The sequence below is a fragment of the Leptolyngbya sp. CCNP1308 genome, assembly GCF_034932455.1.
In the GTDB taxonomy this organism is placed as follows: Bacteria; Cyanobacteriota; Cyanobacteriia; order Phormidesmidales; family Phormidesmidaceae; genus Nodosilinea.
The window spans coordinates 60,368-85,915 of the sequence record NZ_JAYGIH010000109.1 but is presented as its reverse complement, the minus strand read 5'-3'; the positions used below and the strand labels follow the sequence as shown (position 1 = coordinate 85,915).

Below are 25,548 nucleotides of genomic sequence, written 5' to 3'. Positions count from 1 at the left end.
CACGCCGTGCAAACCCTGCAACTCACCCACTCTACAAAAAGAACCCCCTGATCCAGCAGGGGGCCTAACCTGATGTCGCATTAGGGGGGACAACCTTACAGCGCGTGACACACTGCAATGCCCCTACCAGACATCGGTTTCAAATCGGGGTTTTGCGAGTCGGATCTAGCATCACCCAACTTTTTCAGCCTCTGCCGATTTACGGGTGAGCAGATAGAACAATGGCCCAAACGATCCAGTAGTTAGAGTGGCAATCATCCAAGGCCAGGGGTTGCGGCCCATTGCCTTGGCATCCCGCCACATCCAAACCATAGCCAGACTCAGGGCAATGACCAGATCAGCCAAGACTTGGCCTTCCCCAAAACTCTGAAAGTGGGGTGCAAGAATGCCCCAATAGCCAGACTGCCAGAGCGCTATAGCGCTCAGTGCCCCAAACAAAATCAGGGTAAAGACGAGTAAACTGCGTTGCATGACTAAACCTCTTTAGGATTGGCACATCCAGTATTGAGCGTCTACGTTATAGAATCAATTACCTCCCAGGTAATAAAATCGACGCTGGTTGTGGTTAACTCTGGACAATGAACCCGTCTACCCAAACCTTGACTAGCACCCTGCGCCAGGTGCGCAAAGCCCAGCGGCTGAGCCAGCTAGAGCTGTCGTTGCGCTTGGGGGTGTCGCAGCGGCATGTGAGTTTTGTGGAAAGTGGCCGCGCCAAGCCCAGCCGCGAACTGCTGTTGGCCTGGCTGCAAGAGCTAGACGCCCCGCTGGTGGTGCGCAATGAGGTCATGTTGCAGGCGGGCTATGCGCCGGTTTACACCGCTGCGCTCCTAGATGACCCAGCACTAGAGCAGATAAACTCGGCACTAGCGCAGCTGTTGTTCGCCCACGACCCGATGCCCGCGTTGGTTATCGACGAGCACTGGAATTTACTGCGTCTAAATCGAGGCGGTCAATGGTTGGCGGCTGCATTAATGCCAGGAGCGGCGGTTGATTTACCACCAGACAATACGCCGATCAACTTGCTGGATCTGTTGGTTCACCCAGAGGGGTTTGCCAAACCAATCATCAATTTGGAAGAGGTCGGCCCCACATTGCTGGCGCACCTGCGGCACGAAGCTTCTGTGCAGCCTGCGCTGACGCCTAAGGTAGATGCTTTTGAAGCCATGCTGCACAGTAGTCTGGGCACAGAGAACCTGCATACAAACTGGTCGCGCCCCACAGCTCCAGTACTGACAACGCGCTACGCTACTGAGTATGGTGAACTAGCGTTTTTTAGCATGTTTACGACTTTTGGAACACCGCAAGACATCACGTTAGCGTCGTTGCGGGTCGAACATTTATTTGCCGCCGATGAGGCTACCTACGCAGTGCTCAAAGCGCAGGTTCAATAGGTATTTTTTGAAGAAATACTGGCCGCTTGGCTATACTACTGCAACCGATTTCGAACTCTTATTCCAATCGACATACTAGCTATTATTTAGAGCATCAGCTTGTTCTTGAGTGGTAATCATGCTATCAGGAGGAACAATCGCTCCATCGGCTAAGGTGACACCTACTACGATCGCTCTGTCGCCAATCGTGACATTGTTGCCTACTGTAGAGCGAAAGAGAATAGCATCGTCTTCAATAGTCAGATCATTGCCCACTTCTAATGGCCCATGGAAAACAATGTTGTCGCTAGTTTTTAAGCCAGAACCAATGTTAATACTTGTCCCTTTGAGAGCATGAAAGGTCACTCGATCTTCGATCGCAGCATTGTCACCAATCACAATCGGCGTACCTTCATCGGCTCGAATAGATGTCCGCTCGCCCACGGTACTATTACTGCCAAGTCGAACATCTCCAATGATGCGAACAAATTCGGCTAGCTGAACCCCGTCGCCCAAGGTAGGGAAGACGGGATTTTGATTCCAACTGGTTGAGGGTGCAACACTCACTCCACTGACTGCGGCAAAGCCCTCAGATTCAAACAATTCAGGATAGTGCTCGGCAAACTCTTCATTAACTTCTAAAACTTCATCTTGAAATTCGGTATTGGCGTCTGTTTTTAGCGGTAAAGCATCTGCCTCAGCTTGAGTTGTAATTACCGCCCCAATCGGAACAATGCGATCGCGCTTAATTCGGACATTTTCTAGTCGCGCACCGTGCAAAACAAAGGCACCATCTTCTAGCACCACATTGTTTAATTGGGCATGGAAGCCTACAAAAGTAAAATCGCCGATTTGCGAATTTTTGACGATTGCCTGGTGAGCAATACTGTTACGCTCTCCAGTACTGCTAGAATTTTCGCCGCAGGGTGCGGCAGGTGCTGGGGAGTCATGAACGGCTAAAAATACAATGTTGTCTTGAAGATTGGTTTCATTACCAATGCAGATCTGTGTCTCGGGGTCAGCTCTGACGATCGTGTTACCCGCCACAAAAACCTGCTGTCCAATCGACACATCTCCAAATAGCTCCACCAGCGGGCTAACGAAGCTATTGTTAACGCTGACCTGAATCGGTTGCAACAGACTGAACAATTCAGACGGGTCACTGGCGATCGCACCTTTCCCCATCAAAACGCTGACCATTAGCCCAAGCGCCAGCGGCGCGATCAACCAGTGACGCATCGAGAATACAGCCATAGCAACCTTTCACTCCCATGCAGCATGGGACTATCTTTTCACCTTTTTTTGATGCTGTAACTAAGCTACAACTTCCTTAATGTGAACCTGCTGAGTCTCAACATGATTTAGCTAGAGAATAAGGATGTAGGAAAAATTACCGTTGAGATGGGCATAGATCGGGGGTTTGAATCTGCAAAACATGTTGGCAGTCGATCCCTAAAGAAAAGAGGTCTGAGCGTTAAGCGCAGACCTCTTTTTTCCCATGTCTTTCAGCCAGAGGCTAGCCCCCTTGCTCTAGCAGTCGTAGTAGAGAGCTAGTTCGTAGGGGTGGGGGCGCAGGCGCATGGGGTTGACTTCGTTGTCGAGCTTGTACTCGATCCAGTTGCTGATGAAGTCTTCGGTGAAGACGCCAGTGCTGGTCAAGAAGCTATGGTCGGCTTCGAGGGCCTTGAGGGCATCGAGCAGCGAACCGGGGGTGGAGGGAATCTTGGCCAGCTCTTCGGGGCTGAGGTCGTAGATGTCCACATCCAGCGGGTCGCCGGGGTCAATCTGGTTTTTGATACCGTCGATACCGGCGCAGAGCATCGCGGCAAAGGCCAGGTAGGGGTTCGAGGTGGCGTCCGGGCAGCGGAACTCCAGGCGCTTGGCCTTGGGGTTGTCGCCCGAGAGGGGAATGCGCACGGAGGCCGAGCGGTTGCCCTGGGAGTAGGCCAAGTTGACCGGCGCTTCAAAGCCGGGTACCAGACGCTTGTAGGAGTTGGTGGTGGGGTTGGTCAGCGCCAGCAGGGCGGGGGCGTGCTTGAGAATGCCGCCGATGTACCACAGGGCCATCTGGCTCAGACCGGCGTAGCGATCGCCCGCAAACAGCGGCTCGCCGTTGTTCCAGATTGACTGGTGGGTATGCATGCCGGAGCCGTTGTCGTTAAACAGGGGCTTGGGCATGAAGGTGACGGTCTTGCCCCATTTTTTGGCGACGTTCTTAATGCAGTACTTGTAGATCATCAGCCAGTCAGCGGCTTCGATTAGCCGACCAAAGCGAATGCCCAACTCGCACTGGCCGCCGGTCGCGACCTCGTGGTGGTGCTTCTCAATAGGTACGCCCAGCTTGGCCATCTCCAGCAGCATTTCGCTGCGCATGTCCTGAGAGGTGTCGGTGGGGGCGACGGGGAAGTAGCCCTCTTTGTAGCGAGGCTTGTAGGCCAGGTTGCCGCCCACTTCTTCGCGGCCCGTGTTCCAGCGGCCCTCAACGCTATCGACGTAGTAGTAGGCGGAGTGCTCGTTCTGGTCGAAGCGCACGTCATCAAAGATGAAGAACTCGGCTTCGGGGCCAAAGAAAGCGGTGTCGCCGATGCCGGTAGATTTCAGATACTCGATCGCCTTGGTGGCGATCGCCCGAGGGCAGCGCGCGTACAGTTCGCCAGTGCGAGGCTCTTTAATGGTGCAGATCATGCTCAGGGTGGGGTGAGCCATGAAGGGGTCGATCCAGGCGGTATCGGGGTCGGGCACCATCATCATGTCCGACTCGTTGATGGCCTTCCAGCCTCGAATGCTGGAGCCATCGAAGGCGACCCCATCGGTAAAGCTGCTGGCATCAATCTGGCTCTTGTGCAGGGTGAGGTGCTGCCAGATGCCGGGCATGTCAATAAATTTCAGATCGATTAACTCAATGCCGTCATCCTCAATCCATTTCAGGATGTCTGCTGGGGTTGCCATGAACTACTCCTTAGCCTCGTTTAGCGTTCAACCGTCGGGAAAACCGATTTAACTCGTCGTGGATGATGCCCTGGCCAAGACCTGGTTTTCCCTCGCCCATCGGCAAGGCGGCACCGGGCAGACCCTCATACAACACCGGTTTACCGGCACAGGAGGCCTGACCCCGCTGGTTCCACAGGCATCAACTCATCTGCATCATCCTAGGGAGAGGGGTTAGCCCGTTTTGTATCACCTACTACTTTTTGTCAGGGAAAGCCGACAAAAGCCCTGGGGCAGACCATGATGTTTTGTAACAATTCGCTCATAAAGCCGGGACTCTGGCGGGCCGGGGCAACCCAGGAGTTAAGCCCCCGTGGTAAACTTCTTCGAGGATAAAACCTGGTATTTATGAGGGTTAGAGCCTCTACCAGGCATGGCAGCCTAGAGCCTGCCGTCATTTATAAAATGCTGTTTGCCAAGTGAGAGTTGGGAGAAACCACCTATGCGGGACGCTGTCACCACGCTAATCAAGACCTACGACAACACTGGACGCTATCTCGATAGCAGTGCCCTCGACTCGATTAAGTCCTACTTTGACAGCGGTCTCGATCGCATCAAGGTGGCGGCCATTATCAGCGCTAACGCCGCTGGCATTGTCAAAGAAGCGGGCGTCACTCTGTTTGCCCAAGTGCCTGAGCTCATTCGCCCCGGCGGCAATGCCTACACCACCCGTCGCTACGCTGCCTGCCTGCGCGACATGGACTACTACCTGCGCTACGGCAGCTATGCCCTAGTGGCAGGCAACCCCGACGTGCTCGACGAGCGCGTGCTGACCGGCCTGCGCGAAACCTACAATTCCCTAGGCGTGCCCATTGCCCCCACGGTAGTTGGCATTCAGCTGATGAAAGACCTGGTGAAAGCCAAGGTGCAAGAAGCTGGCATAGCCGATCCCTCGGTGGTTGACTATCCCTTCGACTACATCACCCGTTCGCTGAGCGAGATCAGCATCTAGGCAGGGCTTGAGGAATGGTACAGCGAGCGGCTGCTCTGTGATGACCCTTCCCCTGGCTCTGGGTATAGACTTTGGCACCTCCGGGGTGCGTGCCGCTGTGGTCGATCCGCAGCGGCATTTATGTTGGCAATATCGCCAGGGCTACCCCCATAGGCCCGCCCCAGATTGCTGGCGGCAGGCGCTGTTTTCGCTGTTGGCGGCGCTGCCGGGGGCGATCGCCCCGCAAATTAGCCGAGTGGCCATCGACGGCACCTCCGGTACGGTGCTGCTGTGCGATCCAGCGGGAAAATCCCTGACGCCGCCGCTGCTCTACAACCATCCCTGCAAAGATTCTCTAGAGACTGTCAATGCGATCGCCCCCGCCCACAGCCCCGCCGCCAGCGCGACATCGAGCCTGGCCAAGCTGGTGTGGTGGCACCAAACCTTGCCGCCTGCGGTCTGGCATCAAGCGGCCTACTTGCTGCACCAGGCCGACTGGCTGGGTGCCCAACTCCACGGCCAGTGGGGGCTGAGCGACTACCACAACAGCCTCAAACTGGGCTACGACGTGGGCGATCTGGGCTATCCCAACTGGATGCAGGGACAGCCGTGGAGTGGGGTGCTGCCTCGGGTGTTGGCACCGGGGGAAGGGGTGGCATGCGTGAGGGAAACCGTAGCCCAGAAATTTGGTCTGTCCCCCTCCTGTCAGGTGGTGGCAGGCACCACCGACAGCATTGCGGCCTTTTTGGCCAGTGGCGCGATCGCCCCTGGAGATGGCGTCACCTCCCTGGGGTCAACCCTGGCGATTAAGCTACTCAGCGCCCAGCGGGTAGATGTGGGCGAATACGGCATCTACAGCCACCGTCTGGGGAACCACTGGCTAGTGGGCGGAGCCTCCAACAGCGGCGGTGCCGTACTCGAAAAATTCTTTGACCGAGTAGCCCTAGACGCCCTAAGCCAGCGCATCGATCCTACCGTGCCTACGGAGCTAGACTATTACCCCCTGACTGAGCCTGGGGAGCGATTTCCCATCAATGACCCGGCCTTGGCCCCCCGGCTCTCGCCGCGCCCAGAGGATGACAGCGCATTTTTGCACGGACTGCTGGTGGGCATGGCCCGCATTGAGCAGCGGGGCTACGAGCTGTTGGGCCAGCATGGGGCATCGCCCCTGCGGCAGATCTACACCGCTGGGGGCGGTGCCACCAACGAGACCTGGCGGCAGCTGCGGGCCGCTCTGCTGCCGGTGCCCATTAAAAACGCCGCCTCGGTGGAGGCGGCGGTTGGCAGTGCCTATTTGGCGCTGGGCTGACTGAAGCATTCTATTCAGTGATGCCAGCGTGAGCGGCGATCGCCCTCTCACCCGCAAGCCTACAGATCAAACTGATTGCCCCGACGGTACTGCATGTAAGCCGCGACGAAAAGCCCGGCCAGGGTGACGGGAATAAACCCTAGAACAATGCCACTTAGCAAAGGCTCAACCACAGCAATACTCCTTAATCTCAACAAAAATCTATGGTTTAACCATAGCACTAATCAGAGCCTGGGGGCAGGCTCACAGGCTATAGCCTAGGCTAATCGACAGCTCGTCGAAGACCAGCGCGGCAGAGTCACAGGAAGCCGTCTTACCTCAAAATACGGGGGAGTTTTTATTTGTTGCGGAATTCTTGAAAACGGTAAATCTGTTGTGTACTGTATACAATACATTTAGATCGTGGCAAGAAGTAAGCTCAGCTACGTCTTTTTGGCGGGCTGTTCGCTATCTTTGGTTAACTTTTGGGTGTTGCAAGGGGAAGTAGTTCTCAATATTTTCTTCTTGGCGGGTACACCCTCAAGCATTACCTTGGTCACTCGTTTGGCCTAGACAGATTGCGGTTAGGCGACTCGCATGCAAGCAACTCAATCTAGCCGCCGACATGCTGTGGTTCTTTAGAATTTTAGGAATGGTTTCATGCTGACTTACCTACATCAACTCACCGGTCGAGCGTTTAAGGCGATGGCGGCTGGGGTTTTGGTTGTAACTCTGATGTTCTTGAGCGTTCCTGGGGCATCGTCTCAGGCGTTGGCCTCTCCTAAGGGCACCCTGACCGAAACCATGGATCTCAAGATGACCAAGGCGGCCCAGGACTATGTCGAAGCTATTCTAGACGACTACTCCGACGCCCTGGAGGGGTCATTTAGCGAAGCGCTCAAGCCCCTTAAGTCAGTTACCAAAGACCTGACCAAGCAGCTCGGCAAAGCCGCCGCCGCCCCCACTTCGATCAGCTCTACCACCCTCGGCCCTAAACTTGAAAGTTCAAAAACTGCGCTAGATACCGCCTCGACCTCCTTTGATGCGCTGGTGGCCGATACGGCTAAATTTAAGTCCACTCTGGATGCCGCGCCCACTCAGCTCAAAGAGGCAATTGACACCCAGCTAGGCACCAAATTCGACGAACTGCAGCAGGCATTTGAAGAGGTGTCTAGCGCCATCGCCCTGCTGTCAGAAGACACAGCCGCGATCGATGCTGCCGACCCCACGGCGGGAGCAACCCTGCTAACAGAGCACTCTACCCAACTGACGGAGGCGATCGCAGCGGCTAAGACCATAATCTCTGGCTTTAGCGACTAGGAATTAAACCCCGAGGTTTACCACTAGTCTTGCCAACAAAAAAGCCCCCAAGTTTGGGGGCTTTTTTGTTGGCGGGTGCAGATGATGGGCCTTTACCTCATCCGGACGATGGATTATCCATCAAATCTCCTCATGCCCAGCATATGCGTCGTGTTTGGTATAAGAGAATACTGTTTTGTTAGTATGCATAGGTAAGCAAAAAGGAGAACCCATGAACAACCAAACCAACCAAGCCTGGACTACTGAGCAACTCGTGCAAATGAGCAATTCCCTGGGCAACGCCTATGCGCCTGCACTGAAGGGTACCAAGGCTGCTGGCGGCGATCGCTGGACTGCTCAGCGCCACATCCAAGTTTCTGCCATGCTGGGCCAAGCCTATCTATAAGGTGCCATCCATGAGCACCGCCGATTGAACTAGCGCCCTGGCGCGATCGGCAAACGCGAATCAATGGCCTCTTCTCACTGTGGGAAGAGGCCTATTTTTTTAGCCCCCTGAGTCTCTACGGTACTGGCCACAGACGGCTATGAGGGCCTGAGCGACCTCGGGGCAGCCGCCCCAGTGCAGATGCAGATACGAGGCGTGGACACGATGGTTGCTCCAGCCCTCGGTGATGTGAGGCCGAGTGGCTTCGTAACGTTTGAGCCGATAGAGGGGCAAGGGCGGTAGCGTTTCGGTCTCAGAGCGGTGAAACTCATGGCCCCAGAGCGTCTGGCCTGCCTGCAAGAGGAGGCTATTTTGTTCTGTCAAGGCGTGACGGTAGCCTAGGGTGAGCCGCCCAGTCATGCGCACGTTGGTGGGCAGCACGCCGACCATGGGCCAGGGGTTGTCGTCTAAATCGACCAGGGTGGTAGCCAGGTACATCAGCCCGCCGCATTCGGCATAGACGGGCAGGCCTTGGTGAATCAGGGTCTTAAGCGTTGACCGCAACCCCTGGTTGGCGGCCAGCTCGGCGGCAAACATTTCGGGAAAGCCGCCGCCGAAGTACAACCCATCGGCAACAGGGGGATGTTCGTCCCGCAGCGGGCTCCACGGGATCAAGTCGGCCCCCAGCGCCGTGAGCAGGGCGAGGTTATCGGGGTAGTAAAAGCTGAAGGCGGGGTCTTGGGCAATGGCGATGCGAGGGCGGGGAGTGCGTGGGTGGATGGATGGGTAGGGACAGACCCACGGGTCTGCCGGGTTCGGGGGGGTGGAGGTTTTCAAGAGTGGGGTAAGGGCATCCCAGTCAAAGCAGGTGTGGCCGAGGTGGGCGAGGCGAACGAGAATGTCTGGGAGCTGGGGAAGTTCGGCGGTGGGGACAAGGCCCAGGTGGCGATCGGGCAGGGCGATCGCATCCTGACGACGCAAAACGCCTAAAATTGGTAAGCCTGCGCTTTTTAAGGCCTGGGTGAGGAGTTCGAGGTGGCGATCGCTGCCCACCCGGTTGAGCACCACCCCGGCCAGCCGCACCTGGGGGTCTAGGGTCTGGTAGCCGTGGATGATGGCCAGCACCGATCGCGACAGGCGACTGCAATCGACCACCAGCAGCACCGGCAGGTTTAGCAACCGAGCGATGTGGGCGGTGCTGGCCACATCCGACAGTCCCGATGCGCCGTCAAAGAGACCCATCACCCCTTCGACCAGGGCGAAGTCGGCCCCCTGGCAGCGGTGGGCAAAGCACTGCTGCACGTAGGTCTCTGAGGTCAGAATGGGGTCGAGGTTGTAGCAGGGGCGACCCGTGGCCCGGTGGTGAAACATCGGGTCAATGTAGTCTGGCCCCACCTTGAACGACTGCACCCGAGGGGATTTTTGCGCCAGGGCCGCCAGCAGTGCCAGGGTGATGGTGGTTTTGCCCACGCCGCTGCGCTCGCCCGCCACCACTAGCCCCCCCGAAAATACACCTATACTCAACCGCGATTCCTCTGGCGTGGATAAATCTAGCGCCATCTTATCTTGACCTCAGGCAGGCACCGAGGGTTTTGCAATAGCGATGGGGATTGCCCCTAAAATTGAGTTATGGATATTCAATTACTTGGCACCAACCTGGCCGACCTGGTCTGGGCTTTGAGCGGAATTTTAATCAGTACGTGCCAACTGCTGGCGATCTTTGTGATCTCAGTTGGCATTGTTCGCGCTCTGGCGATTTTTCTGCGCTCTTCACTGTTCAAGCCTCAAACCACCACAGCCTTTCAGCGCAGCCGTTTGGCCATGGGGTATTCCTTCTCGCTGGGGCTGAGCTTTCTAGTTGGAGCCAGCATTCTCAAGACGATGCTGTCGAGCCAGTGGGAAGATATTGCCCGGTTGGTAATTATTATTGCCGTGCGAACGGCGCTGAATCTATTGCTAGAACGAGCGATTCGCAGTAGTCAGGCAATCGGTGATCTGACTCTGGAGATCGATACCAATGGCAAAGAAGCCGCCCCTGAAGCCGCGATCGCAAATTCCTAGCCGCCGTTCAATCCGCCGAGGTCCATCTTGCCCTGGCAATCCCTCGACCATTGAGCTTGGGTCTGGGTACTCTGGGTGAACAGGTTACGGCCAGGACGCTGATCATGTCACCTTCGTTACTGGAACAAGCTAAAGAGGGCGATGCGGCGGCGATCGCAACCCTGTTCAGCGATGCCCTCAAACCCAAGGGCATCATCGTGCGGGGCGATCGCCAGAGCTACTGTTTGCAGCTGTGGTTTAGCGGCAGCCCCGCCCCGCCCCAGGCCGCCACGGTGGCCTACACCCGCCGCACCATGGCAAAACTACAGGCTCCGGCGATTGGCATTGTGCAGCTCTACGGCGAACAGACCGGCCATTCTCAGCCGGTCTGGAGCGAGGAAATCGCCCTGCTGTCCCTATCGTCAGAGCCCCCCCTCGCCAGTGAGGAGCAGGCTGGGGAACCGCTCAGCCCTCCAGGCGATGGACTCGATGCGGCTCTCCCCTCCCTACAATCGAATTCCGTCACCGCTGCCCCAGCCCCAGTGGCGGTCGTTCGCGCCTACGAGGAACTGGGTCTGTCGCTGGGAGACACCTTGCCTCAGGTGGAATCTGTGTATTTCAAGCGGCGAGCAGAGCTGCTGCGACGGGGCGATCGCGCCGCCCTAGAACCTCTCAAGTGGGCTTTCTCCACCCTCAAAACCCATCTAGAGCAGAGCGCTGTCGCCTCCGATATTTCTCCTAGGCCAGACTCGGCTGAGAGGGAAATAGCGGTGCCAGGGATCAGCCGGGTGCCGCGATCGCGATCGCAACGCCTCAAGCCCCAGCCAAACCCCCTCGCCCTGGCCGACGATACTGACCTGCTGTCGTTTCAAAATCGCTACAGCAACGGGCTGATCTTTCCAGGGCTGATGCTGATGGGCATGGTGATGAACGCCCTACCCATTGTGAACGCGCTGCTGTTTGGCATCAAAATTTGGCTGCACGAGTTTGGTCACGCCACGGTAGCCTGGCTGGCGGGGCGGCAGGCGCTGCCCCTGCCCATCGGGTGGACGACGATTAGCACCCAGCGATCGCCCTGGGTCTACCTCGGCATTCTCACCCTGCTGGGTCTGCTGTTTTGGGCCGGGCGACGCGAGGGCAAACGCTGGCCCATGGTGCTGGCTGTAATCCTCATGGTGGTGCAGTTTGCCATGACCTGGCTACTGCCCGAAGACACCTTCGACATGCTGTTTTCCCTCGGCGGTGTCGGTGGCGAAATCTATCTGTCAGCCCTGCTGATCGTGGGCTTTTACTTCCCCTTGCCCGAGTATTTTCGGTGGGATTTTTACCGGTTTCCGGTGGTGCTGGGGGCGGCATTCTGCTTTTGGGGCCAGGTGTGGCTGTGGCAGCAAGTGCCGCGCGGCAAAGCTTCGATTCCCTTCGGCTCAATGTGGGGCGACGCCGAGCACGGCGATATGAACCAGTTGATCAACGTCCACGGCTGGACGCCGGGCGATATTATCGGCACCTATAGCGCGATCGCCCATCTGTGCTTGTTTGCGATCGTCGCCGTCTACGGCTACACCCTCTTCCGCCAGCACCGTGAAACATTCACTGCCCTGGGACGGCAATGGTTTCCCTAAAGCGGTGGTACCAGTGGGCAGTGCCAAACGCCCAGATTTTGCCATGCGGCTTTCTCAAGCCGATGCCGCCCTTTGCTTTGAGCTGATGCGGAGCCTGCAAATCTACGTCACCCCGCAGCTCAAATCCGTGCCTCCATCGAAGCCCCGGCGGTATTTGAAACCCAGCCAACGACCGAGAAAATAGCCATTTGGAATGCTTTATATCAAGATCCAGCGCTAATCGCACCGGACGCAGCCTGGAACGCTTGCGGAGAAAGACCGTCACAGGCCTTTGCGTTCGTATTGCCGCTAAAATGGCAAACCATACCCTGGGGATCCTCTTGCGCCAGCGTTTTGCCATTGATGGGCTGACGTTTCAGCCGGGGGCTGTCCAACCCGGTTAATCCTCCCATAATACCTACTATGCCTCCATTGACCGACGATACCCTATGGGCCATTCTCAACGACGAGCTTGACGACAACACCGTAAATCGCTTGGTGTGGCAGGGCCTGGGCTATTGCGAAACTGAAAATGGATGGGACAACTCAGCAGTGGCCACAGATTGGGCTGAGAAATATCCCGAGCCACCGAACTTCATTGAGAGTCGCCCGGCGACGGTGCAGCTAACCCGGTCAATTCTCCCCGAGCATAAGCAGTTGCTGAAGGAAGAACTGGGCTTTAAGGGCTATACGGTCGATCAGCTAATTCCTCGGTTAACGCGGCGGGCCACGATGGCGAACTGGCTGCTGAGCTATCGCAAGCAGCAGGTGGTGGGTGGCTGAGCGCAGCCGTTCGTTGTTCAGACGGCTGCACCAACCCGCAATGGCTTCAAAGGAGAAAACCACCAACGGTCCAAAATTAGAAAAGGATGCGGTTAACCCGCATCCTCGCTCTCAACCCACGGCGCTCTCTCCGTGGATTCTGGTTCTGCTAGGGGCTTTGGCGGCGGCAACCTGTGTCGTAAGAGCCGTTGGGTCAAAGGCTAGCAGAATAACTCAATAGGGTTAGAACTCGTTTGCTGGTTTAGCCTCTTCGGCCTTAGGGGAAGAATCCAGAAAGATGTCGGTGGCTTTGAGCTGGAGCCCGGCCCGCGCCTGGGAGTCAGTTTTGCTGACGTAGGGGGAGGCGTCGATCGCACCGCTGGCGATAATCAACGAGCCTTTTTTGACGTGGGTGAGCTTGCGCCAGGCGGGGGAGCCTTCCCACACGCTGATATCGACGGTAAAGCTATCGTTTTCTTTGCGGCTGGGGATGCGATCGACGTAGATGGTGATTTCGGCTACCTGGGCGCTGCCGCCGGTTTTGCGCTCAATGTGGCGCACCTGAGGGTCGGCGGCGACGTTGCCGGATAGGGTGCACAGGTTTAATCCTCGACTGGACATAGCTGGGGTCTCCTTGGGTTAGATGCAATCAGACCCCGCCCGACGCGACAGATGCCTGTGGCTTTAATATGCACAAGCTAAATTCACAATTTGCTATGGATTTTTACGTAACTTTTTAGACTGATACCTACGTATATTTAGCGGTGCAGGGAAACGGGGATTGTTGAGCTGGGCTCGGCTAGGGTTCCAGCTTAGCGATATGCTAGGCCTGAAGGAATTACAGTGCCATGACCACCCAATCGGTAAATCAAGCTGACCGTAAACTCTGGCTAGCGGCTATAAAGCCCCCTATGTATAGCGTTGCCATCATGCCGATGGTGGTGGGCAGCGCGATCGCCTACGCTGAAACCAGCCAGTTTAACGGCGGCATTTTCGCCCTATTTATGATAGCGGCGGTGCTTATTTTGGCTTGGGAAAACCTCAGTAATGATGTGTTTGATTCTGAGACCGGCATCGATATCAATAAGGCGCATTCTGTAGTCAATCTCACCCGCAATCGAAAATTGGTGTTTGTCTTGGCGAACCTGTGTTTGGGCTTCGGCATTGCAGGCATTGTGGCGATCGCGGTCTACCAACAAGACCCCACGGTGCTAGGGATCATCCTGCTCTGCTGCGGGCTGGGCTACATGTACCAGGGGCCACCCTTTCGTCTGGGCTATCAGGGGCTGGGGGAGGTGCTGTGCTTTTTGAGCTTTGGCCCGCTGGCGATGGGGGCGGCCTACTACAGCCAGACCCAGAGCTGGTCGTGGGGCAGCCAAATGGCCGGGGTGATCGTGGGGCTGACCACAACGCTGGTGCTGTTTTGCTCCCACTTTCACCAGGTGGAGGATGATGTGGCAGCGGGGAAGCGATCGCCCATCGTGCGCCTGGGCACGAAGCGCGGGGCGGCGCTGATTCCTTGGACTTGTGGAATGGCGTTTGCGATCGCCGCCCTGGCCCTGATGCTCGGCCTTTTCCCGGTCTGGACGGCGCTGGTGTTTCTTAGCCTGCCCTCGGCCTGGCGGCTGAGCCGCCACGTTACCCGCTACCACGACCAACCCGAGCGGGTATTCAACGCCAAGTTTTTTGCCATTGGCTTTCATTTTTGGAGCGGAGTGTTGTTGAGTCTGGGGTTTTGGCTGAGCGCCTAGCGAGGTTTTGAATTTTGAGTTTTGAACTTTAAATTGACAGCTAGGCGAATGGGTATTGAGTTGGCGATGCGGCCCTACCGCAGGCGATTTGCCCAACCCTTGCACACGGCCCATGGCCCCTGGGGATGGCGAGAGGGGCTGCTGATTTGTTTAAGGGATAGCCAGGGGCGATCGGGCTACGGTGAGGTGGCCCCGATTCCTTGGTTTGGCAGTGAGACGATGGCCGAGGCGCTGGCATTTTGTCGTGCTCAGGGGGGGGACTGGCGTGGTGAGGAGATTCCCGATGCCCTCCCAGCTACCCAATTTGGGCTGGAATCTGCCCAGGCCAAGTTGACGGGGCAACTCGCTGGGCAAGAACCGGCGATTCCTGCGGATAGCGTTGCTAACGCCAATATCTGCGGCCTCTTACCCGCTGGCGAAACTGTGGTAGAAATCGCTTCCCAGCGCTTGGCCCAGGGCCATCGCACCCTCAAGTGGAAGATTGGCGTGCATCCCATCGCGGACGAAATTCACTGGCTAGGTCAGTTGGTGAAAGCCCTGCCCCCCGATGCTCGACTGCGGCTCGATGCCAATGGCGGGCTGAGTTTGGCCCAGGCCGAGCAGTGGCTGGCGGTTTGCGATCGCATCAACGCCAATCCTCAATGGGCTACTGTTGAATATTTAGAGCAGCCGTTGCCGCCCGATCAGCTAGCGGCCATGACAGCGCTGGGGGAGCGATATCAAACCGCGATCGCCCTGGATGAATCGGTCGCTACGGTAGCTCAGCTAGAGGATTGTTGGCAACGGGGCTGGCGAGGGGTGTTTGTGGTCAAGCCTGCGATCGCGGGTTCGCCCCAGCGGCTTCAAGCCTTCTGCCAACAGCATCAGCCCCGCCTAGTCTTTTCCTCTGCCTTTGAAACTGCGATCGGACGACGGGCTGCATTGGCGATCGCCGCCCGCTGTTCTCCTTCCCCGGCTCCAGCGCTGGGCTTTTGCACCCAGGGGTGGTTTGCCGACGACTGGGATACCCTCACCCCCGCCGAACTATGGGACAGACTTTAAAAACGCTGCTTCAAACTCGCTGGGGCGACGGCTGGCTGATTGGCCTCAGCAGTGAGGAATTTTGGCAGCGCCTTGGTGAACTGATATCTGTTTTTGCTGCGTACAAAGAATCCTGCGGTGCCCACAGCCCCGGAGTTTTAATCATCGAGCCTGACCCGCTGCTTTTTTTGGCGACCTGCCTGTCGGCCTGGTCGGAGGGCTGCACCGTGGTACTGGCTAACCCGCGCTGGGGCGATCGCGATCGCCAGCAGCTACAAGCCCTGGTTAGTCCTAACTTGAATGCTCCCCTTCGCCCAGGAATCAAGAGCTACCCCTGCCAAGTCAGGGAAAGTCAACCAGGGCAAATTCTCATTCCTACAGGTGGATCGTCGGGGCAGATCAAGTTTGCGGTACATACCTGGGATACCCTGAGCGTCGCCATTGCAGGATTTCGGGCTCACTTTGGGGTGGGGGCCGTCCAAGCCTACTGCGTGCTGCCGCTGTTCCACGTTAGCGGGCTGATGCAGGCGCTGCGGGTGCTAACTTCGGGCGGGCAGCTAGCGCTTCAGTCCTACAGCAAACTCAAAAATAGGGAACGGTGGCTGCTGCCGCCCGGCGGGTTTCTCTCGCTAGTGCCGACTCAGCTTCAGGATTTATTAGCCCTGGGTGATGAATTTATCCCCTGGCTACAAAGCTTTCGGGCGGTGTTGCTGGGGGGCGCTCCGGCGGGAAAGTCACTCCTCGACCAAGCGCAATCTTTGGGCATTCCCGTTGCCCTCACCTACGGCATGACCGAAACCGCTGCCCAGGTCGCCACCCTACTGCCAGAGGAATTTTTGGCCGGAAACCGCAGCAGCGGCAGACCGTTGCCCCACGTCAATCTCGCTATTCTCAACGACCAGGGCCAGCCTCAGCGATCGGGGCAAACGGGGCGGGTGGTGATTCAGACCAAATCCCTGGCTTTGGGATATACGGATTGTTCTAGCGATCAGGGTTACAACGAAAAGGTTGCCCATGTCATCGGCACTGCCCACCCTACGGGGTTCACTGCCGATGACATGGGCTATCTCGATGCTGGGGGCTATCTGCACATTGTCGGGCGCAGCAGCAGCAAAATCATTACCGGCGGCGAGAATGTTTTTCCTGAAGCGATCGAGGCGGTGCTGTTGGCAACGGGCTGGGTGAGCGATGCCTGTGTGGTGGGGTTGCCGTGCGATCGCTGGGGTCAGCGGCTCTGCGCCCTGGTGGTGATGGATTCTGCAAAACGGCTGGCAGACCTGCCGGGGTTGCTGCGATCGCTGCTAGCCCCTTACAAACTACCCAAGCAGTGGATTCTCGTTAGCGCCCTACCCAGAACCGCCCAGGGCAAACTCAGTCGGCCCCAGGCATTAGCTCTGGCGCAAAAGATTTTGGGCATGGACTCTATATAATTCCTGACTCATTTCACAGGTTGTATCCAGTTTTGCTGGCGGGCAAGTTCTAGGCTGGCGGCGGCGGTGGTGAATATGAGCAGGCTTTCTGCGATCGCCGCTGCAAAGGGCCAGCCCCGCAGGCTCACCGCCGCCGCCACATTCACCAGAGCCAGCCCCCGCACCAGGCTAAAGGCCAGCACCACTCCGGCTTTCAGCTGGGAGTTTTCGTCTTGGCGCACGGCGTAGCGATAGGTGATGCCGAAGAGTCCGCCGGAGAGTCCGGCAATGAGGGCGCTGACCCAAAAGGTGCTGCCGCTTAGACCTGATGCGATCGAGGTCAGGGCTGCGCCCAAACCGAGGGATGGCACCCGATGGGCCAGTAGCAGCACTGCCGCCACTATCCCAGCAGCGATACCCGCGAGAACGGCTGCCTTCAGTGACTCAATTCGGTCTTCGTCGGTGAATGGACTCGCGATCGCCACAACAGCCTCTATTTCGCCTCAGCTCGTTCTAACCAGCCGCGCATTTTGCCGGGGTTAAGCAGCCCATAGGGGTCAACCTCAGCCTTAAAATCCACCTGCACCGCGTCCACTTTCTTCATACCGCCGTCTTCGAGCAGGTAGGTGTGGGGGTTGGCAATCAGCGCGCCGTGCTCTTCGTGGTAGCGAATAATTTCCGCCAGCCGTTCCGGGGTCGAGTAGCGCACAATTTGCAGCGCCGCCGGAATCGTATTGCCCCCCATGCGCAGGTACTCCAGGTGCATGATCACCTCGTCGCCAAAGTGCTCGTAGAAGTGGCGCACCCGCTCCAGCTTGGGGTCGTAGGGAAACAGGGTTTGTAGGTAGGTGAGTGAGGGATCAACGCTGCGGGCGTGGAGGGTGGTGTGGTTCCAGGTGAACTCCGCCAGGGGTGCGCCTTTGCTGGCCTCCTGGGCCGATTTGCTGTAGGTAATGGTGCCGCCAAATTCCGTCACCAATTCGCCAAATAGAGCCAGGGAAGGCTCGGCCACCATCAGCAGCGCTGCCGCTTTGTCCTCGGGTAGGTAGGGTTTCAGCGACGCAAAATAGTTGGGAATCGGCCAGGCGTGGATGCTGATCAGTTTTTTGATCAGCCCATCGGCATCGCCCAGGGCCTGACCAAAATGGGCGGCGGTCATAAAGTCGTCGAAGGCCACAATCACCTCCGCCCAGGGGTAGGCCGGGCCGAGGGGAATCTCTAGCTCGGTGATAATGCCGTTAGTGCCGTAGGCGTGGTTAACCTTTTGCACCGCGTCGCCCCGCAGCTCGATCACCCTTGGATTGTCCTCGAAGGTGACAACCCGCACGGCGTTGAGGTTGCCGCGATCGCGCAATTGCCCGTACATAATTGACCCAATACCGCCGCTGCCGCCGCCAATGAACCCGCCAATGGTCGCCGTGCGGTAGGTGGAGGGGTACATCCGCAGTTCCCAGCCGGTTTCGCGGGTGACTTTATCAATTGCGGAGAGTTTAGCCCCCGGCTCGACCCAGGTTACTCCTGGCTCTACCCGCTTCACCGCGTTCATTTTACTGAGATCCAGCACCACCCCGCCCTCTAGGGGAATGCACTGGCCGTAGTTGCCAGTGCCCGCCCCTCGCACGGTAACAGGTACCCGCGCCTCGACACAGACCTTGGCCGCCGACAATACTTCTGCCTCACTGGTGGGGCGCACGATCAAGTCGGCCACCAAATCCGCCAGCTGATCCTTTAGCACCGGGCTGAAATAGTAGTAGTCTTTGGAAAGTTTTTCGCGCTGGTTGGGGTCGCGAATGGTTTCGATCGCTCCAAAAGCTTGGGCTAGAGCATCCCAGTCGGTAGCGGGGCGAGCCAGGGTCATAGACAAGTCAACTAGTAGAAGATTGCTATTGCTAGTGTAAGGTGCCGATCGGGGGGCCGGTCTGTATATAAGAGCGCGATCGCCAACCCAATCCCTAGCCATCAGAGTAAAGGGCCAAAGCAGCTTCCTACTCTGGCCCTCTGTGAATGCGATCGCCGTTAGCGCCTAACGCTAAATAGCGGGAATCGAGCCATCGTTATAGCGACGCAGGTTTGCGCCCAGTAGCCGGAGCTTGCCCTCCAGATCGTCGTAGCCGCGATCGAGGTGGTGCAGACCCTGGATGGTAGTGGTGCCCTTGGCCGCTAGACCGGCCAGCACCAGCGCCGCCGAGGCCCGCAGGTCGGTGGCCAACACCGGCGCTCCCGACAGCTGATGAACGCCCTTGATAATGGCACAGTTGCCGTTGAGGCGAATATCGGCCCCCATGCGGTTGAGTTCGGCCACGTGGCGCAGGCGGTTTTCAAACACCGTTTCGGTGATCAGGCTGCTGCCTTCGCCGACCGCCATCAGGGCCATAAACTGAGCCTGCATATCGGTGGGGAAGCCCGGAAACGGCCCGGTTTGAATGTCAGTGGGGGCAATTCTGCGGGAGGGCACATAGCGCACCCGGCTGGGGCCATCGACTACCACCTGGCCACCAACGTCGTGGAGCTTGGCAATCACAGCGGTCAGGTGCTCAGGAATGACGGGGTGAAGGCTGATTTCGGAGCGGGTGATGGCCCCGGCCACTAGCAAGGTACCGGCCTCAATGCGGTCTGGAATAATGCCGTAGTCGGTGCTGTGCAGGCTGGGCACCCCAGCAATGGTGATGGTGTTGGTGCCCGCGCCGCGAATCCGTGCCCCCATGGCCCGGCAGAAGTTGGCCAAGTCGGTGACTTCGGGCTCTTGGGCGGCGTTTTCAATAATGGTTTCGCCATCGGCCAGGGTAGCGGCCATCATCAGGGTTTCGGTGGCCCCCACGCTGGGGTAGTCGAGATAAATTTTGGCCCCTTGCAGCCTGCCGCCGCTGCCGGGTACGTAGGCGTGCACGGTGCCATGCTCAATGTGTACGTCGGCCCCCATAGCCTGAAGCCCACGCACGTGGAGTTCTACTGGGCGGGCCCCGATCGCACAGCCGCCGGGTAGGGGAATGCGGGCTACCCCCATACGGGCCAGCAGCGGACCGATGACAAAAAAGCTGGCCCGCAGGCGGCTGACCACGTCGTAGGGCGCTTTGGTGTGGGCAATGGTGGTGGCGTCTACCACCAGGGCATCGTCTTCGCGCTTAAGGCCTACTCCAAGGGCGGTGAGCACCTCCCCCATGCGCTCAATATCCATCAGGTGAGGAATATTGCGAATGCGGCAGGGCTGTGAGCACAGCAGGGTACCGGCCATCACCACCAGGGCCGAGTTTTTGGCCCCGCTGATGGTCGCTTGCCCCCTCAGGGGAGTACCGCCGGTGATCTCAAGGACAGCACCATCCGCTTCGGCAGCGGCTACAGGGTTGGGTAAACCAATGGACGTAACGATAGCGGTGTCCTCCACGACTGATAACTCCACCTTTTCCCAAATTTCGTCTAGATTCTACTCGAAATCATCAATTTCGCCACAGTAGTCAAGACTTAATTTGCCGGGCTTGGCCACATCAGGATAGCCGATTCGCATAAAATCACGAAATCTTTTTTTACAAGCTTGACTCTGGTGCAAAGTCAGTGCATGATTACAAATCGCGGCGGTAATAACGCCCGGCCAGCGGAACTGGCGGAATTGGTAGACGCGCTAGGTTCAGGTCCTAGTGTTAGCAATAACATCCGGGTTCAAGTCCCGGGTTCCGCATCTCAATAGTCGCCAGCGACAGTCAAACGATTAACCAGGGGATCCAGTCATGCTTACGAGCTTGCAAAATCCCCTGGTTAAACTTTTTAGAAAGCTGCACCAGGCTAAGGCACGGCGATCGCAGCACCAGTTTCTACTCGAAGGCACCCACCTGATCCAGGAAGCCCTCGCCACCAGCTATCCCCTAGATATTGTTTGCTACACCCCCGCCTGGCAGCAGGCCCACCCCGATCTGGTGCTGTCCTTAGATCAGCAAGCCGAGCGGGTCGAGCTGGTATCGGATGCGCTGCTGGAAGGTATGGCGACGACCCAGCATCCCGATGGAGTGGTGGCGATCGCCCCCCAACTCCTGCGCCCGCCCAGCCCCGATCTTCAGGGCATTGGGTTAGCAGTGGAAACCCTGCAAGACCCCGGCAACCTGGGCACCATTATTCGCACGGCGGTGGCCGCCGGGGTCGATGGCCTGTGGCTCAGCGCCGACAGCGTCGCCCCCGACCACCCCAAGGTGCTGCGGGCCTCAGCGGGCCAGTGGTTTCGCCTGCCCCTGGCGGTGATGGACGATATGAATGCTCTTCTGACCAATTGGCATCAGGCCGGAGTGCAGCTAGTGGCCACCAGTTCCCACGCCACGGTGGACTATTGGTCGGTGGATTTCACTAAACCCACGGTGATTGTGCTGGGCAACGAGGGGGCCGGGCTATCAGAAAACCTTCAGCGCCAGGCCACAGTGCAGGTGCGCATCCCCATGGCCGGAGCCGTAGAGTCTCTCAACGTGGGAATTTCGGCGGCACTGCTGCTCTACGAGGCGCGGCGGCAGCGGGAGTTAGGAAGCTAGGGAGTTAGGCAACGTCTAGTTTTGAATTTTGAACTGCACCCCATCCCCCCTCTACCTCATCCCCCCCATCCCCGTCCCCAACTTGTCTGATTGCTCTCGGTGGTCAAGAATGAAAGGAAACTCTGTTTGTCGTAGTGCTCATACCCTACGACCCTATGTCTATGGCCCAGGTTTACGGCTAGGCTGAGGGCAAAATCCCTCAATAACCTAGCTTGCCCTTTAAGCTGAAATTAACCCCGTTTAGACTACCTGTTCAGGAGCCTGCTGTGAGCGACGCATTTGATTACGACCTGCTGATTATTGGCGCTGGGGTAGGAGGCCACGGTGCCGCCCTGCATGCGGTGAAGCGGGGGCTAAAAACCGCCATTGTTGAAGCCGATGTGATGGGGGGCACCTGCGTCAACCGGGGCTGTATTCCCTCGAAGGCGCTGCTGGCGGCGTCGGGTCGGGTGCGGGAGCTGCGCAACGAGCACCACTTAAAATCCCTGGGCATCTCGGTGGGGAATGTCAGCTACGATCGCGAGGCCATTGCCGACCACGCCAAAAACCTGGTCAGCAAGATTCAGGGCGACATGACCAACAGCCTCACCCGGCTGGGGGTCGACATTATTAAAGGCTGGGCGCGGCTGGCGGGGGAGCAGAAGGCGGCGATCGCCACCCCCGACGGCGAAAAAATTGTTACCGCCAAAGACATTATTCTGTCGCCCGGCTCGGTGCCCTTTGTGCCTCCCGGCATTGAAACCGACGGCAAGACCGTCTTCACCAGCGACGAAGCCCTGAAGCTCGACTGGCTGCCCGACTGGATCGCCATTATCGGCAGCGGCTACATCGGTCTGGAGTTCTCCGATGTCTACACCGCCCTGGGCTGCGAGGTCACGATTATCGAAGCGCTGGACCAGCTGATGCCTACCTTCGACCCCGACATCGCCAAGATCGCCCAGCGGGTGCTGATCGCCCCCCGCGACATTGAAACGAGAGCCGGGGTGATTGCCCAGAAGGTCACCCCCGGCAACCCGGTGGTGATTGAGCTGGCCAATCGCGAAACCCGCGAAGTGGTCGAGACGCTGGAAGTAGATGCCTGCCTGGTGGCCACTGGGCGCATCCCTGCCACTAAAGAGCTGGGACTAGAGAAGGTCGGTGTGGAAACCGATCGCCGGGGCTTTATTCCAGTGGACGACCACCTGCAAGTGCTGCGCGACGGTCAGCCGGTGCCTCACCTGTGGGCGATCGGCGATGCCACCGGCAAAATGATGCTGGCCCACGCCGCCTCGGCCCAGGGCATTCTCACGGTGGAAACCATCTGCGGCGAGCCTCGTAAAATCAACTACCTGAGCATTCCGGCAGCGGCCTTTACCCACCCCGAGGTCAGCTTTGTGGGCCTGACGGAACCCGCCGCCAAGACCCTGGCCGAGGCCGAGGGCTTTGCTATCGACACCGTGAAGACCTACTTTAAAGGCAACTCCAAGGCCCTGGCCGAGGGCGAAGTCGATGGGCTGGCCAAGGTGATCTACCGCAAAGATACCGGCGAAATTCTCGGGGCTCACATTATTGGTCTGCACGCAGCGGATCTGATTCAGGAGGCAGCCAATGCGATCGCCAACGGCCAGACCGTCACCGATCTGTCGTTCTGCGTCCATACCCACCCTACCCTCTCGGAAGTGCTCGACGAAGCCTTTAAGCGCGCCGTCGTTGTCTCCGCCTAATCCCCGTAGGGTGGGCAATGCCCACCTTCCCGCCGGGGGGAAGACCAGGAGTACGGTGTTTGCGATCGCCACTGTGCCCCAACTTCCCTGCCTCGCTAGTAATTAGCTCAGACAGTGGTGGGCATTGCCCACCCTACGATTCAAAATCGTTCCAAAATCGTCAATTCAAACGCCAAAGATGAAGATTCGTCGCCGCCCTCCCAACCCCGCTGTTTCGGTCAAGCACTTGCAATACCAAATCAAAGTGGATGATGCCGAGCCGAGAAATATTTTAGAAAAAATTGTTTGGCACAAAGAAACCGAAGTCGCCCAACTGCGGGAGCGTCTGCCCCTGGCCGATCTGCAGCGACAGGTGCTCGATGCCCCACCGCCCAGAGATTTTATCGCCGCCCTGCGAGATGGTCGCACCACCCCAGCACTGATTGCCGAAGTCAAAAAAGCCTCCCCCAGCCAGGGGGTGATGCGTCCCGACTTTGACCCGGTGGCGATCGCCCAAACCTACGCCGCCCATGGAGCCACCTGCATCTCAGTGCTCACCGACAAAACCTTCTTTCAGGGTGATTTCGAGTACCTGGTTCAGATTCGCCAGGCGGTCGATCTGCCGCTGCTGTGTAAAGAGTTCATCATTTACCCCTACCAGATGTATCTGGCGCGGTCTAAGGGGGCCGACGCAGTATTGCTGATTGCCGCCATTCTCTCTGACCAAGACCTGGCCTATTTTGTGCAGATCGCCAAGGCTCTGGGCATGGCGGTGCTGGTCGAAGTTCACACCCTAGAAGAGTTGGATCGGGTGCTGGCGGTGCCCGACCTGGCGCTAATTGGCATCAACAACCGCGATCTAGAAACCTTTACCACCCGTCTAGAGACCACCGCTGAGCTAATCGCGGCGCGGCGCGAGGCTCTAGCCGCCAGCAATGCTCTGGTGGTCAGCGAGTCAGGCATTCACACCCCTGCCGACCTGCGGGCGGTAGCGGCAGCCGGGGTAGGAGCCGTGCTGGTAGGCGAATCGCTGATTCGTCAACCCGATCCGGGGCTGGCCATTGACCAGCTTTACGAAAAAAACACGAATTAGATACTGAAGCCTTTAACGACTTCCTGGTTTAATCAACAGATCGCACCCTGGGGCACCGCAATGGCAAATTTAGGCAAACCGCTCCCGCTACCCTCCCATATTCACTACGAGCTGCTGCTGCGATTGCTAGAGCGGCAGACGATGTCGGTGGCCTACCAAAATCCTCAGATTCGGGTGCAGGTGCAGGAGCTGATCGTTGCTCTGCGTAAGGCTCTATCGCAGCAGCGCCAGCTCGAAGAAACCTGTAAGCAGGTCAAAATCGACGTCGAATACCAGTGGTCTACGAACCATCTGGGCGATCGCTTTTTGCCTGAAGATGTTACCCCCTAGGGTAAGGACTTAGCGAAATAGTAGTCCTCGCTACTTCCAGTAGCTTTTTTTCTCTGCAAGCTATATCAAAGTTTGCTCTGGGGCTGATAGATCTATCTCTCGCCAGGCGCTAGCCAGGAATTGCGCCCTTGCCCTAGAGTGTGTCTGCCGACTGGGCAATCACCGCCCATCGCCCCCAATAGTTTGTGAGGAAAGACCATGAAGCGACGCTGGTTTCTAGCATCCACCACCGCTGTTGCCCTGGCTACCATCGGGCTCACTACGGCCTGCGGCGGCGATGAGTCGGCTGGCGGCGACGAAGCCGGGGGAGGCGTTTTAACCATGGCCACCTCCGCCGACTATCCCCCCTACGAATTTGTGGAAACCGCCGGGGGCACCGAAGAAATTGTCGGTTTTGATGTCGATATTGCCCGCCACATTGCCGAAGAGCTGGGCTACGAGCTAGAGATTACCAACATCGACTTCAATGGCTTGATTCCGGCGCTGCAAGCGGGGCGGGCCGACTTTGTGATGGCGGGCATGACCCCGACCGAAGAACGTCTACAAAACGTCGATTTTTCTGAGATTTACTACGATGCCAAGCAAACTATTGTGTTTCCATCGGGGGGCGACATTGCCACTCCTGCCGACCTAGAAGGCAAAACCGTGGGGGTGCAGCTGGGCTCGATTCAGGAGGGGTTGGCCGAGGATCTGGCGGCGGAGACCCCCGGCATGGAGCTGTCTCCGCTTAACCGCATCAACGAAATTGTGCAGGAGCTAAAGTCGGGCCGCATTGATGCCGCCATCATTGAAGACACCGTGGCCGCTGGCTTTTTGGCCAACAACCCCGACCTCGAAGCGATAGAAATACCTGAAGAGGGGCCGGTGGGGTCTGCTGTAGCCTTCCCCAAAGACTCGGAACTCACCAGTGAGTTCAACCGGGTGCTGGCCGACATGGAGTCGAGCGGCCTAATGGAAGAGCTGATTGTCAAGTGGTTTGGCGACGAGGCTGAGTAGGCCATGCCCTGGTACTCTAAGGCACAAATAAAGCGAGGATCCGTGAGGTCTGGTTGTTGAAGTGTTTCGCCGCTGGGTTAGCGATCGCATGACCA

At 57.8% G+C, this 25,548-nt stretch carries 26 protein-coding genes and 1 tRNA gene; 18 read left to right on the top strand and 9 right to left on the bottom strand.

What is annotated here, in order from left to right; all coding sequences use genetic code 11:
* Positions 1-171: 171 nt before the first annotated feature.
* Entirely contained in the window at positions 172-471 is a 300-nt protein-coding gene (locus VB780_RS28430) for a hypothetical protein (protein ID WP_323354562.1), read from the bottom strand.
* Positions 472-578: 107 nt separating this feature from the next.
* On the opposite strand from VB780_RS28430, the gene VB780_RS28425 reads away from it, so the two are divergent.
* The gene (locus VB780_RS28425; protein ID WP_323354561.1) at positions 579-1,391 is read left to right on the top strand and encodes a helix-turn-helix transcriptional regulator; all 813 of its coding nucleotides are present in this window, start codon (positions 579-581) and stop codon (positions 1,389-1,391) included.
* A 75-nt stretch (positions 1,392-1,466) separates the two neighbouring features.
* On the opposite strand, the gene VB780_RS28420 is transcribed toward VB780_RS28425, so the two are convergent.
* Both VB780_RS28420 and glnA read right to left on the bottom strand, forming a co-directional pair.
* Positions 1,467-2,624 carry a hypothetical protein gene (locus VB780_RS28420; RefSeq protein ID WP_323354560.1) on the bottom strand — a complete coding sequence of 386 codons (1,158 nt, stop codon included), beginning with the start codon at positions 2,622-2,624 and terminating at the stop codon, positions 1,467-1,469.
* A 276-nt stretch (positions 2,625-2,900) separates the two neighbouring features.
* Positions 2,901-4,319 carry a type I glutamate--ammonia ligase gene (gene glnA / locus VB780_RS28415; protein ID WP_323354559.1) on the bottom strand — a complete coding sequence of 473 codons (1,419 nt, stop codon included), beginning with the start codon at positions 4,317-4,319 and terminating at the stop codon, positions 2,901-2,903.
* A 481-nt stretch (positions 4,320-4,800) separates the two neighbouring features.
* On the opposite strand from glnA, the gene apcB reads away from it, so the two are divergent.
* A complete protein-coding gene (gene apcB / locus VB780_RS28410) occupies positions 4,801-5,310 on the top strand; it encodes an allophycocyanin subunit beta (protein WP_323354558.1) in 510 nt (169 codons plus the stop codon).
* A 40-nt stretch (positions 5,311-5,350) separates the two neighbouring features.
* Complete coding sequence (locus tag VB780_RS28405; protein WP_323354557.1) at positions 5,351-6,598, top strand: FGGY-family carbohydrate kinase; 1,248 nt, start codon at positions 5,351-5,353, stop codon at positions 6,596-6,598.
* A gap of 59 nt (positions 6,599-6,657) precedes the next feature.
* Here VB780_RS28405 and petG read toward each other — a convergent pair whose 3' ends face one another.
* Positions 6,658-6,771: a cytochrome b6-f complex subunit V gene (gene petG / locus VB780_RS28400; protein ID WP_194025903.1), complete on the bottom strand. Its 114-nt coding sequence runs from the start codon at positions 6,769-6,771 to the stop codon at positions 6,658-6,660.
* A 466-nt stretch (positions 6,772-7,237) separates the two neighbouring features.
* Between petG and VB780_RS28395 the strand changes: the two genes are divergently transcribed.
* Positions 7,238-7,897, top strand: coding sequence for a hypothetical protein (locus VB780_RS28395; protein ID WP_323354556.1), 660 nt, complete (start codon positions 7,238-7,240; stop codon positions 7,895-7,897).
* A gap of 211 nt (positions 7,898-8,108) precedes the next feature.
* Positions 8,109-8,282: a hypothetical protein gene (locus VB780_RS28390; RefSeq protein WP_323354555.1), complete on the top strand. Its 174-nt coding sequence runs from the start codon at positions 8,109-8,111 to the stop codon at positions 8,280-8,282.
* Between the two features lie 99 nt (positions 8,283-8,381).
* Here VB780_RS28390 and VB780_RS28385 read toward each other — a convergent pair whose 3' ends face one another.
* Positions 8,382-9,821, bottom strand: a complete 1,440-nt coding sequence (locus VB780_RS28385; protein WP_323354554.1) for a cobyrinate a,c-diamide synthase — start codon at positions 9,819-9,821, stop codon at positions 8,382-8,384.
* Positions 9,822-9,890: 69 nt separating this feature from the next.
* Here VB780_RS28385 and VB780_RS28380 point away from each other — a divergent pair, with 69 nt between their 5' ends.
* From VB780_RS28380 to VB780_RS28365, 4 genes are all read left to right on the top strand, one after another.
* Positions 9,891-10,322: a DUF1622 domain-containing protein gene (locus VB780_RS28380; protein WP_323354553.1), complete on the top strand. Its 432-nt coding sequence runs from the start codon at positions 9,891-9,893 to the stop codon at positions 10,320-10,322.
* Between the two features lie 104 nt (positions 10,323-10,426).
* The gene (locus VB780_RS28375; protein WP_323354552.1) at positions 10,427-11,923 is read left to right on the top strand and encodes a hypothetical protein; all 1,497 of its coding nucleotides are present in this window, start codon (positions 10,427-10,429) and stop codon (positions 11,921-11,923) included.
* Positions 11,883-12,107 (top strand): hypothetical protein, encoded by a 225-nt coding sequence (locus VB780_RS28370; RefSeq protein WP_323354551.1) that lies wholly within the window; start codon positions 11,883-11,885, stop codon positions 12,105-12,107. The genes VB780_RS28375 and VB780_RS28370 overlap by 41 nt, the downstream gene beginning before the upstream one ends.
* A 218-nt stretch (positions 12,108-12,325) precedes the next feature.
* Positions 12,326-12,685, top strand: a complete 360-nt coding sequence (locus tag VB780_RS28365; RefSeq protein ID WP_323354550.1) for a DUF1823 family protein — start codon at positions 12,326-12,328, stop codon at positions 12,683-12,685.
* 222 nt (positions 12,686-12,907) lie between these two features.
* Here the strand turns inward: VB780_RS28365 and VB780_RS28360 are convergent, their stop codons facing one another.
* Positions 12,908-13,285, bottom strand: a complete 378-nt coding sequence (locus tag VB780_RS28360) for a single-stranded DNA-binding protein (RefSeq protein ID WP_323354549.1) — start codon at positions 13,283-13,285, stop codon at positions 12,908-12,910.
* A 227-nt stretch (positions 13,286-13,512) separates the two neighbouring features.
* On the opposite strand from VB780_RS28360, the gene menA reads away from it, so the two are divergent.
* Genes menA through VB780_RS28345 form a run of 3 tightly spaced genes read left to right on the top strand, consistent with a single transcriptional unit; the run spans position 13,513 to position 16,865 of the window.
* A complete protein-coding gene (gene menA, locus VB780_RS28355; protein ID WP_323354548.1) occupies positions 13,513-14,415 on the top strand; it encodes a 2-carboxy-1,4-naphthoquinone phytyltransferase in 903 nt (300 codons plus the stop codon).
* A 48-nt stretch (positions 14,416-14,463) separates the two neighbouring features.
* Complete coding sequence (locus VB780_RS28350) at positions 14,464-15,456, top strand: o-succinylbenzoate synthase (RefSeq protein ID WP_323354547.1); 993 nt, start codon at positions 14,464-14,466, stop codon at positions 15,454-15,456.
* Positions 15,441-16,865 carry an AMP-binding protein gene (locus tag VB780_RS28345; RefSeq protein WP_323354546.1) on the top strand — a complete coding sequence of 475 codons (1,425 nt, stop codon included), beginning with the start codon at positions 15,441-15,443 and terminating at the stop codon, positions 16,863-16,865. Before VB780_RS28350 ends, VB780_RS28345 begins: the two co-directional genes overlap by 16 nt.
* An 8-nt stretch (positions 16,866-16,873) precedes the next feature.
* Here the strand turns inward: VB780_RS28345 and VB780_RS28340 are convergent, their stop codons facing one another.
* The 3 genes from VB780_RS28340 to murA all read right to left on the bottom strand — a co-directional run bounded on the left by VB780_RS28340 (position 16,874) and on the right by murA (position 20,226).
* Positions 16,874-17,329 (bottom strand): hypothetical protein, encoded by a 456-nt coding sequence (locus tag VB780_RS28340; protein WP_323354545.1) that lies wholly within the window; start codon positions 17,327-17,329, stop codon positions 16,874-16,876.
* Between the two features lie 8 nt (positions 17,330-17,337).
* Positions 17,338-18,702: an FAD-binding oxidoreductase gene (locus VB780_RS28335; RefSeq protein WP_323354544.1), complete on the bottom strand. Its 1,365-nt coding sequence runs from the start codon at positions 18,700-18,702 to the stop codon at positions 17,338-17,340.
* Between the two features lie 171 nt (positions 18,703-18,873).
* Complete coding sequence (murA, locus tag VB780_RS28330; protein WP_323354543.1) at positions 18,874-20,226, bottom strand: UDP-N-acetylglucosamine 1-carboxyvinyltransferase; 1,353 nt, start codon at positions 20,224-20,226, stop codon at positions 18,874-18,876.
* A 207-nt stretch (positions 20,227-20,433) separates the two neighbouring features.
* Here murA and VB780_RS28325 point away from each other — a divergent pair.
* From VB780_RS28325 to VB780_RS28300, 6 genes are all read left to right on the top strand, one after another.
* A tRNA-Leu gene (locus VB780_RS28325) sits at positions 20,434-20,517 on the top strand.
* Positions 20,518-20,566: 49 nt separating this feature from the next.
* Entirely contained in the window at positions 20,567-21,352 is a 786-nt protein-coding gene (locus VB780_RS28320) for an RNA methyltransferase (protein ID WP_323354542.1), read from the top strand.
* A gap of 266 nt (positions 21,353-21,618) precedes the next feature.
* On the top strand, positions 21,619-23,055 hold the full coding sequence (lpdA, locus tag VB780_RS28315; protein WP_323354541.1) for a dihydrolipoyl dehydrogenase: 1,437 nt from the start codon (positions 21,619-21,621) through the stop codon (positions 23,053-23,055).
* A 178-nt stretch (positions 23,056-23,233) separates the two neighbouring features.
* Positions 23,234-24,127, top strand: coding sequence for an indole-3-glycerol phosphate synthase TrpC (trpC, locus tag VB780_RS28310; protein ID WP_323354540.1), 894 nt, complete (start codon positions 23,234-23,236; stop codon positions 24,125-24,127).
* Positions 24,128-24,187: 60 nt separating this feature from the next.
* Positions 24,188-24,457, top strand: a complete 270-nt coding sequence (locus tag VB780_RS28305; protein WP_323354539.1) for a DUF5340 domain-containing protein — start codon at positions 24,188-24,190, stop codon at positions 24,455-24,457.
* A 198-nt stretch (positions 24,458-24,655) separates the two neighbouring features.
* Positions 24,656-25,453, top strand: a complete 798-nt coding sequence (locus VB780_RS28300; RefSeq protein ID WP_323354538.1) for a transporter substrate-binding domain-containing protein — start codon at positions 24,656-24,658, stop codon at positions 25,451-25,453.
* Positions 25,454-25,548: the final 95 nt, after the last annotated feature.

What these genes read in the sequence shown, in the direction of transcription:
- VB780_RS28335 (WP_323354544.1), bottom strand. Translation starts at nt 18,702, where the DNA reads ATGACCCTGGCTCGCCCCGCTACCGACTGGGATGCTCTAGCCCAAGCT.
- VB780_RS28405 (WP_323354557.1), top strand. Translation starts at nt 5,351, where the DNA reads ATGACCCTTCCCCTGGCTCTGGGTATAGACTTTGGCACCTCCGGGGTG.
- VB780_RS28375 (WP_323354552.1), top strand. Translation starts at nt 10,427, where the DNA reads ATGTCACCTTCGTTACTGGAACAAGCTAAAGAGGGCGATGCGGCGGCG.
- apcB (WP_323354558.1), top strand. Translation starts at nt 4,801, where the DNA reads ATGCGGGACGCTGTCACCACGCTAATCAAGACCTACGACAACACTGGA.
- VB780_RS28385 (WP_323354554.1), bottom strand. Translation starts at nt 9,821, where the DNA reads ATGGCGCTAGATTTATCCACGCCAGAGGAATCGCGGTTGAGTATAGGT.
- trpC (WP_323354540.1), top strand. Translation starts at nt 23,234, where the DNA reads ATGAAGATTCGTCGCCGCCCTCCCAACCCCGCTGTTTCGGTCAAGCAC.
- glnA (WP_323354559.1), bottom strand. Translation starts at nt 4,319, where the DNA reads ATGGCAACCCCAGCAGACATCCTGAAATGGATTGAGGATGACGGCATT.
- VB780_RS28395 (WP_323354556.1), top strand. Translation starts at nt 7,238, where the DNA reads ATGCTGACTTACCTACATCAACTCACCGGTCGAGCGTTTAAGGCGATG.
- VB780_RS28320 (WP_323354542.1), top strand. Translation starts at nt 20,567, where the DNA reads ATGCTTACGAGCTTGCAAAATCCCCTGGTTAAACTTTTTAGAAAGCTG.
- menA (WP_323354548.1), top strand. Translation starts at nt 13,513, where the DNA reads ATGACCACCCAATCGGTAAATCAAGCTGACCGTAAACTCTGGCTAGCG.
- VB780_RS28390 (WP_323354555.1), top strand. Translation starts at nt 8,109, where the DNA reads ATGAACAACCAAACCAACCAAGCCTGGACTACTGAGCAACTCGTGCAA.
- VB780_RS28305 (WP_323354539.1), top strand. Translation starts at nt 24,188, where the DNA reads ATGGCAAATTTAGGCAAACCGCTCCCGCTACCCTCCCATATTCACTAC.
- VB780_RS28365 (WP_323354550.1), top strand. Translation starts at nt 12,326, where the DNA reads ATGCCTCCATTGACCGACGATACCCTATGGGCCATTCTCAACGACGAG.
- VB780_RS28360 (WP_323354549.1), bottom strand. Translation starts at nt 13,285, where the DNA reads ATGTCCAGTCGAGGATTAAACCTGTGCACCCTATCCGGCAACGTCGCC.
- VB780_RS28420 (WP_323354560.1), bottom strand. Translation starts at nt 2,624, where the DNA reads ATGGCTGTATTCTCGATGCGTCACTGGTTGATCGCGCCGCTGGCGCTT.
- VB780_RS28345 (WP_323354546.1), top strand. Translation starts at nt 15,441, where the DNA reads ATGGGACAGACTTTAAAAACGCTGCTTCAAACTCGCTGGGGCGACGGC.
- VB780_RS28380 (WP_323354553.1), top strand. Translation starts at nt 9,891, where the DNA reads ATGGATATTCAATTACTTGGCACCAACCTGGCCGACCTGGTCTGGGCT.
- VB780_RS28350 (WP_323354547.1), top strand. Translation starts at nt 14,464, where the DNA reads ATGGGTATTGAGTTGGCGATGCGGCCCTACCGCAGGCGATTTGCCCAA.
- VB780_RS28425 (WP_323354561.1), top strand. Translation starts at nt 579, where the DNA reads ATGAACCCGTCTACCCAAACCTTGACTAGCACCCTGCGCCAGGTGCGC.
- VB780_RS28430 (WP_323354562.1), bottom strand. Translation starts at nt 471, where the DNA reads ATGCAACGCAGTTTACTCGTCTTTACCCTGATTTTGTTTGGGGCACTG.
- VB780_RS28300 (WP_323354538.1), top strand. Translation starts at nt 24,656, where the DNA reads ATGAAGCGACGCTGGTTTCTAGCATCCACCACCGCTGTTGCCCTGGCT.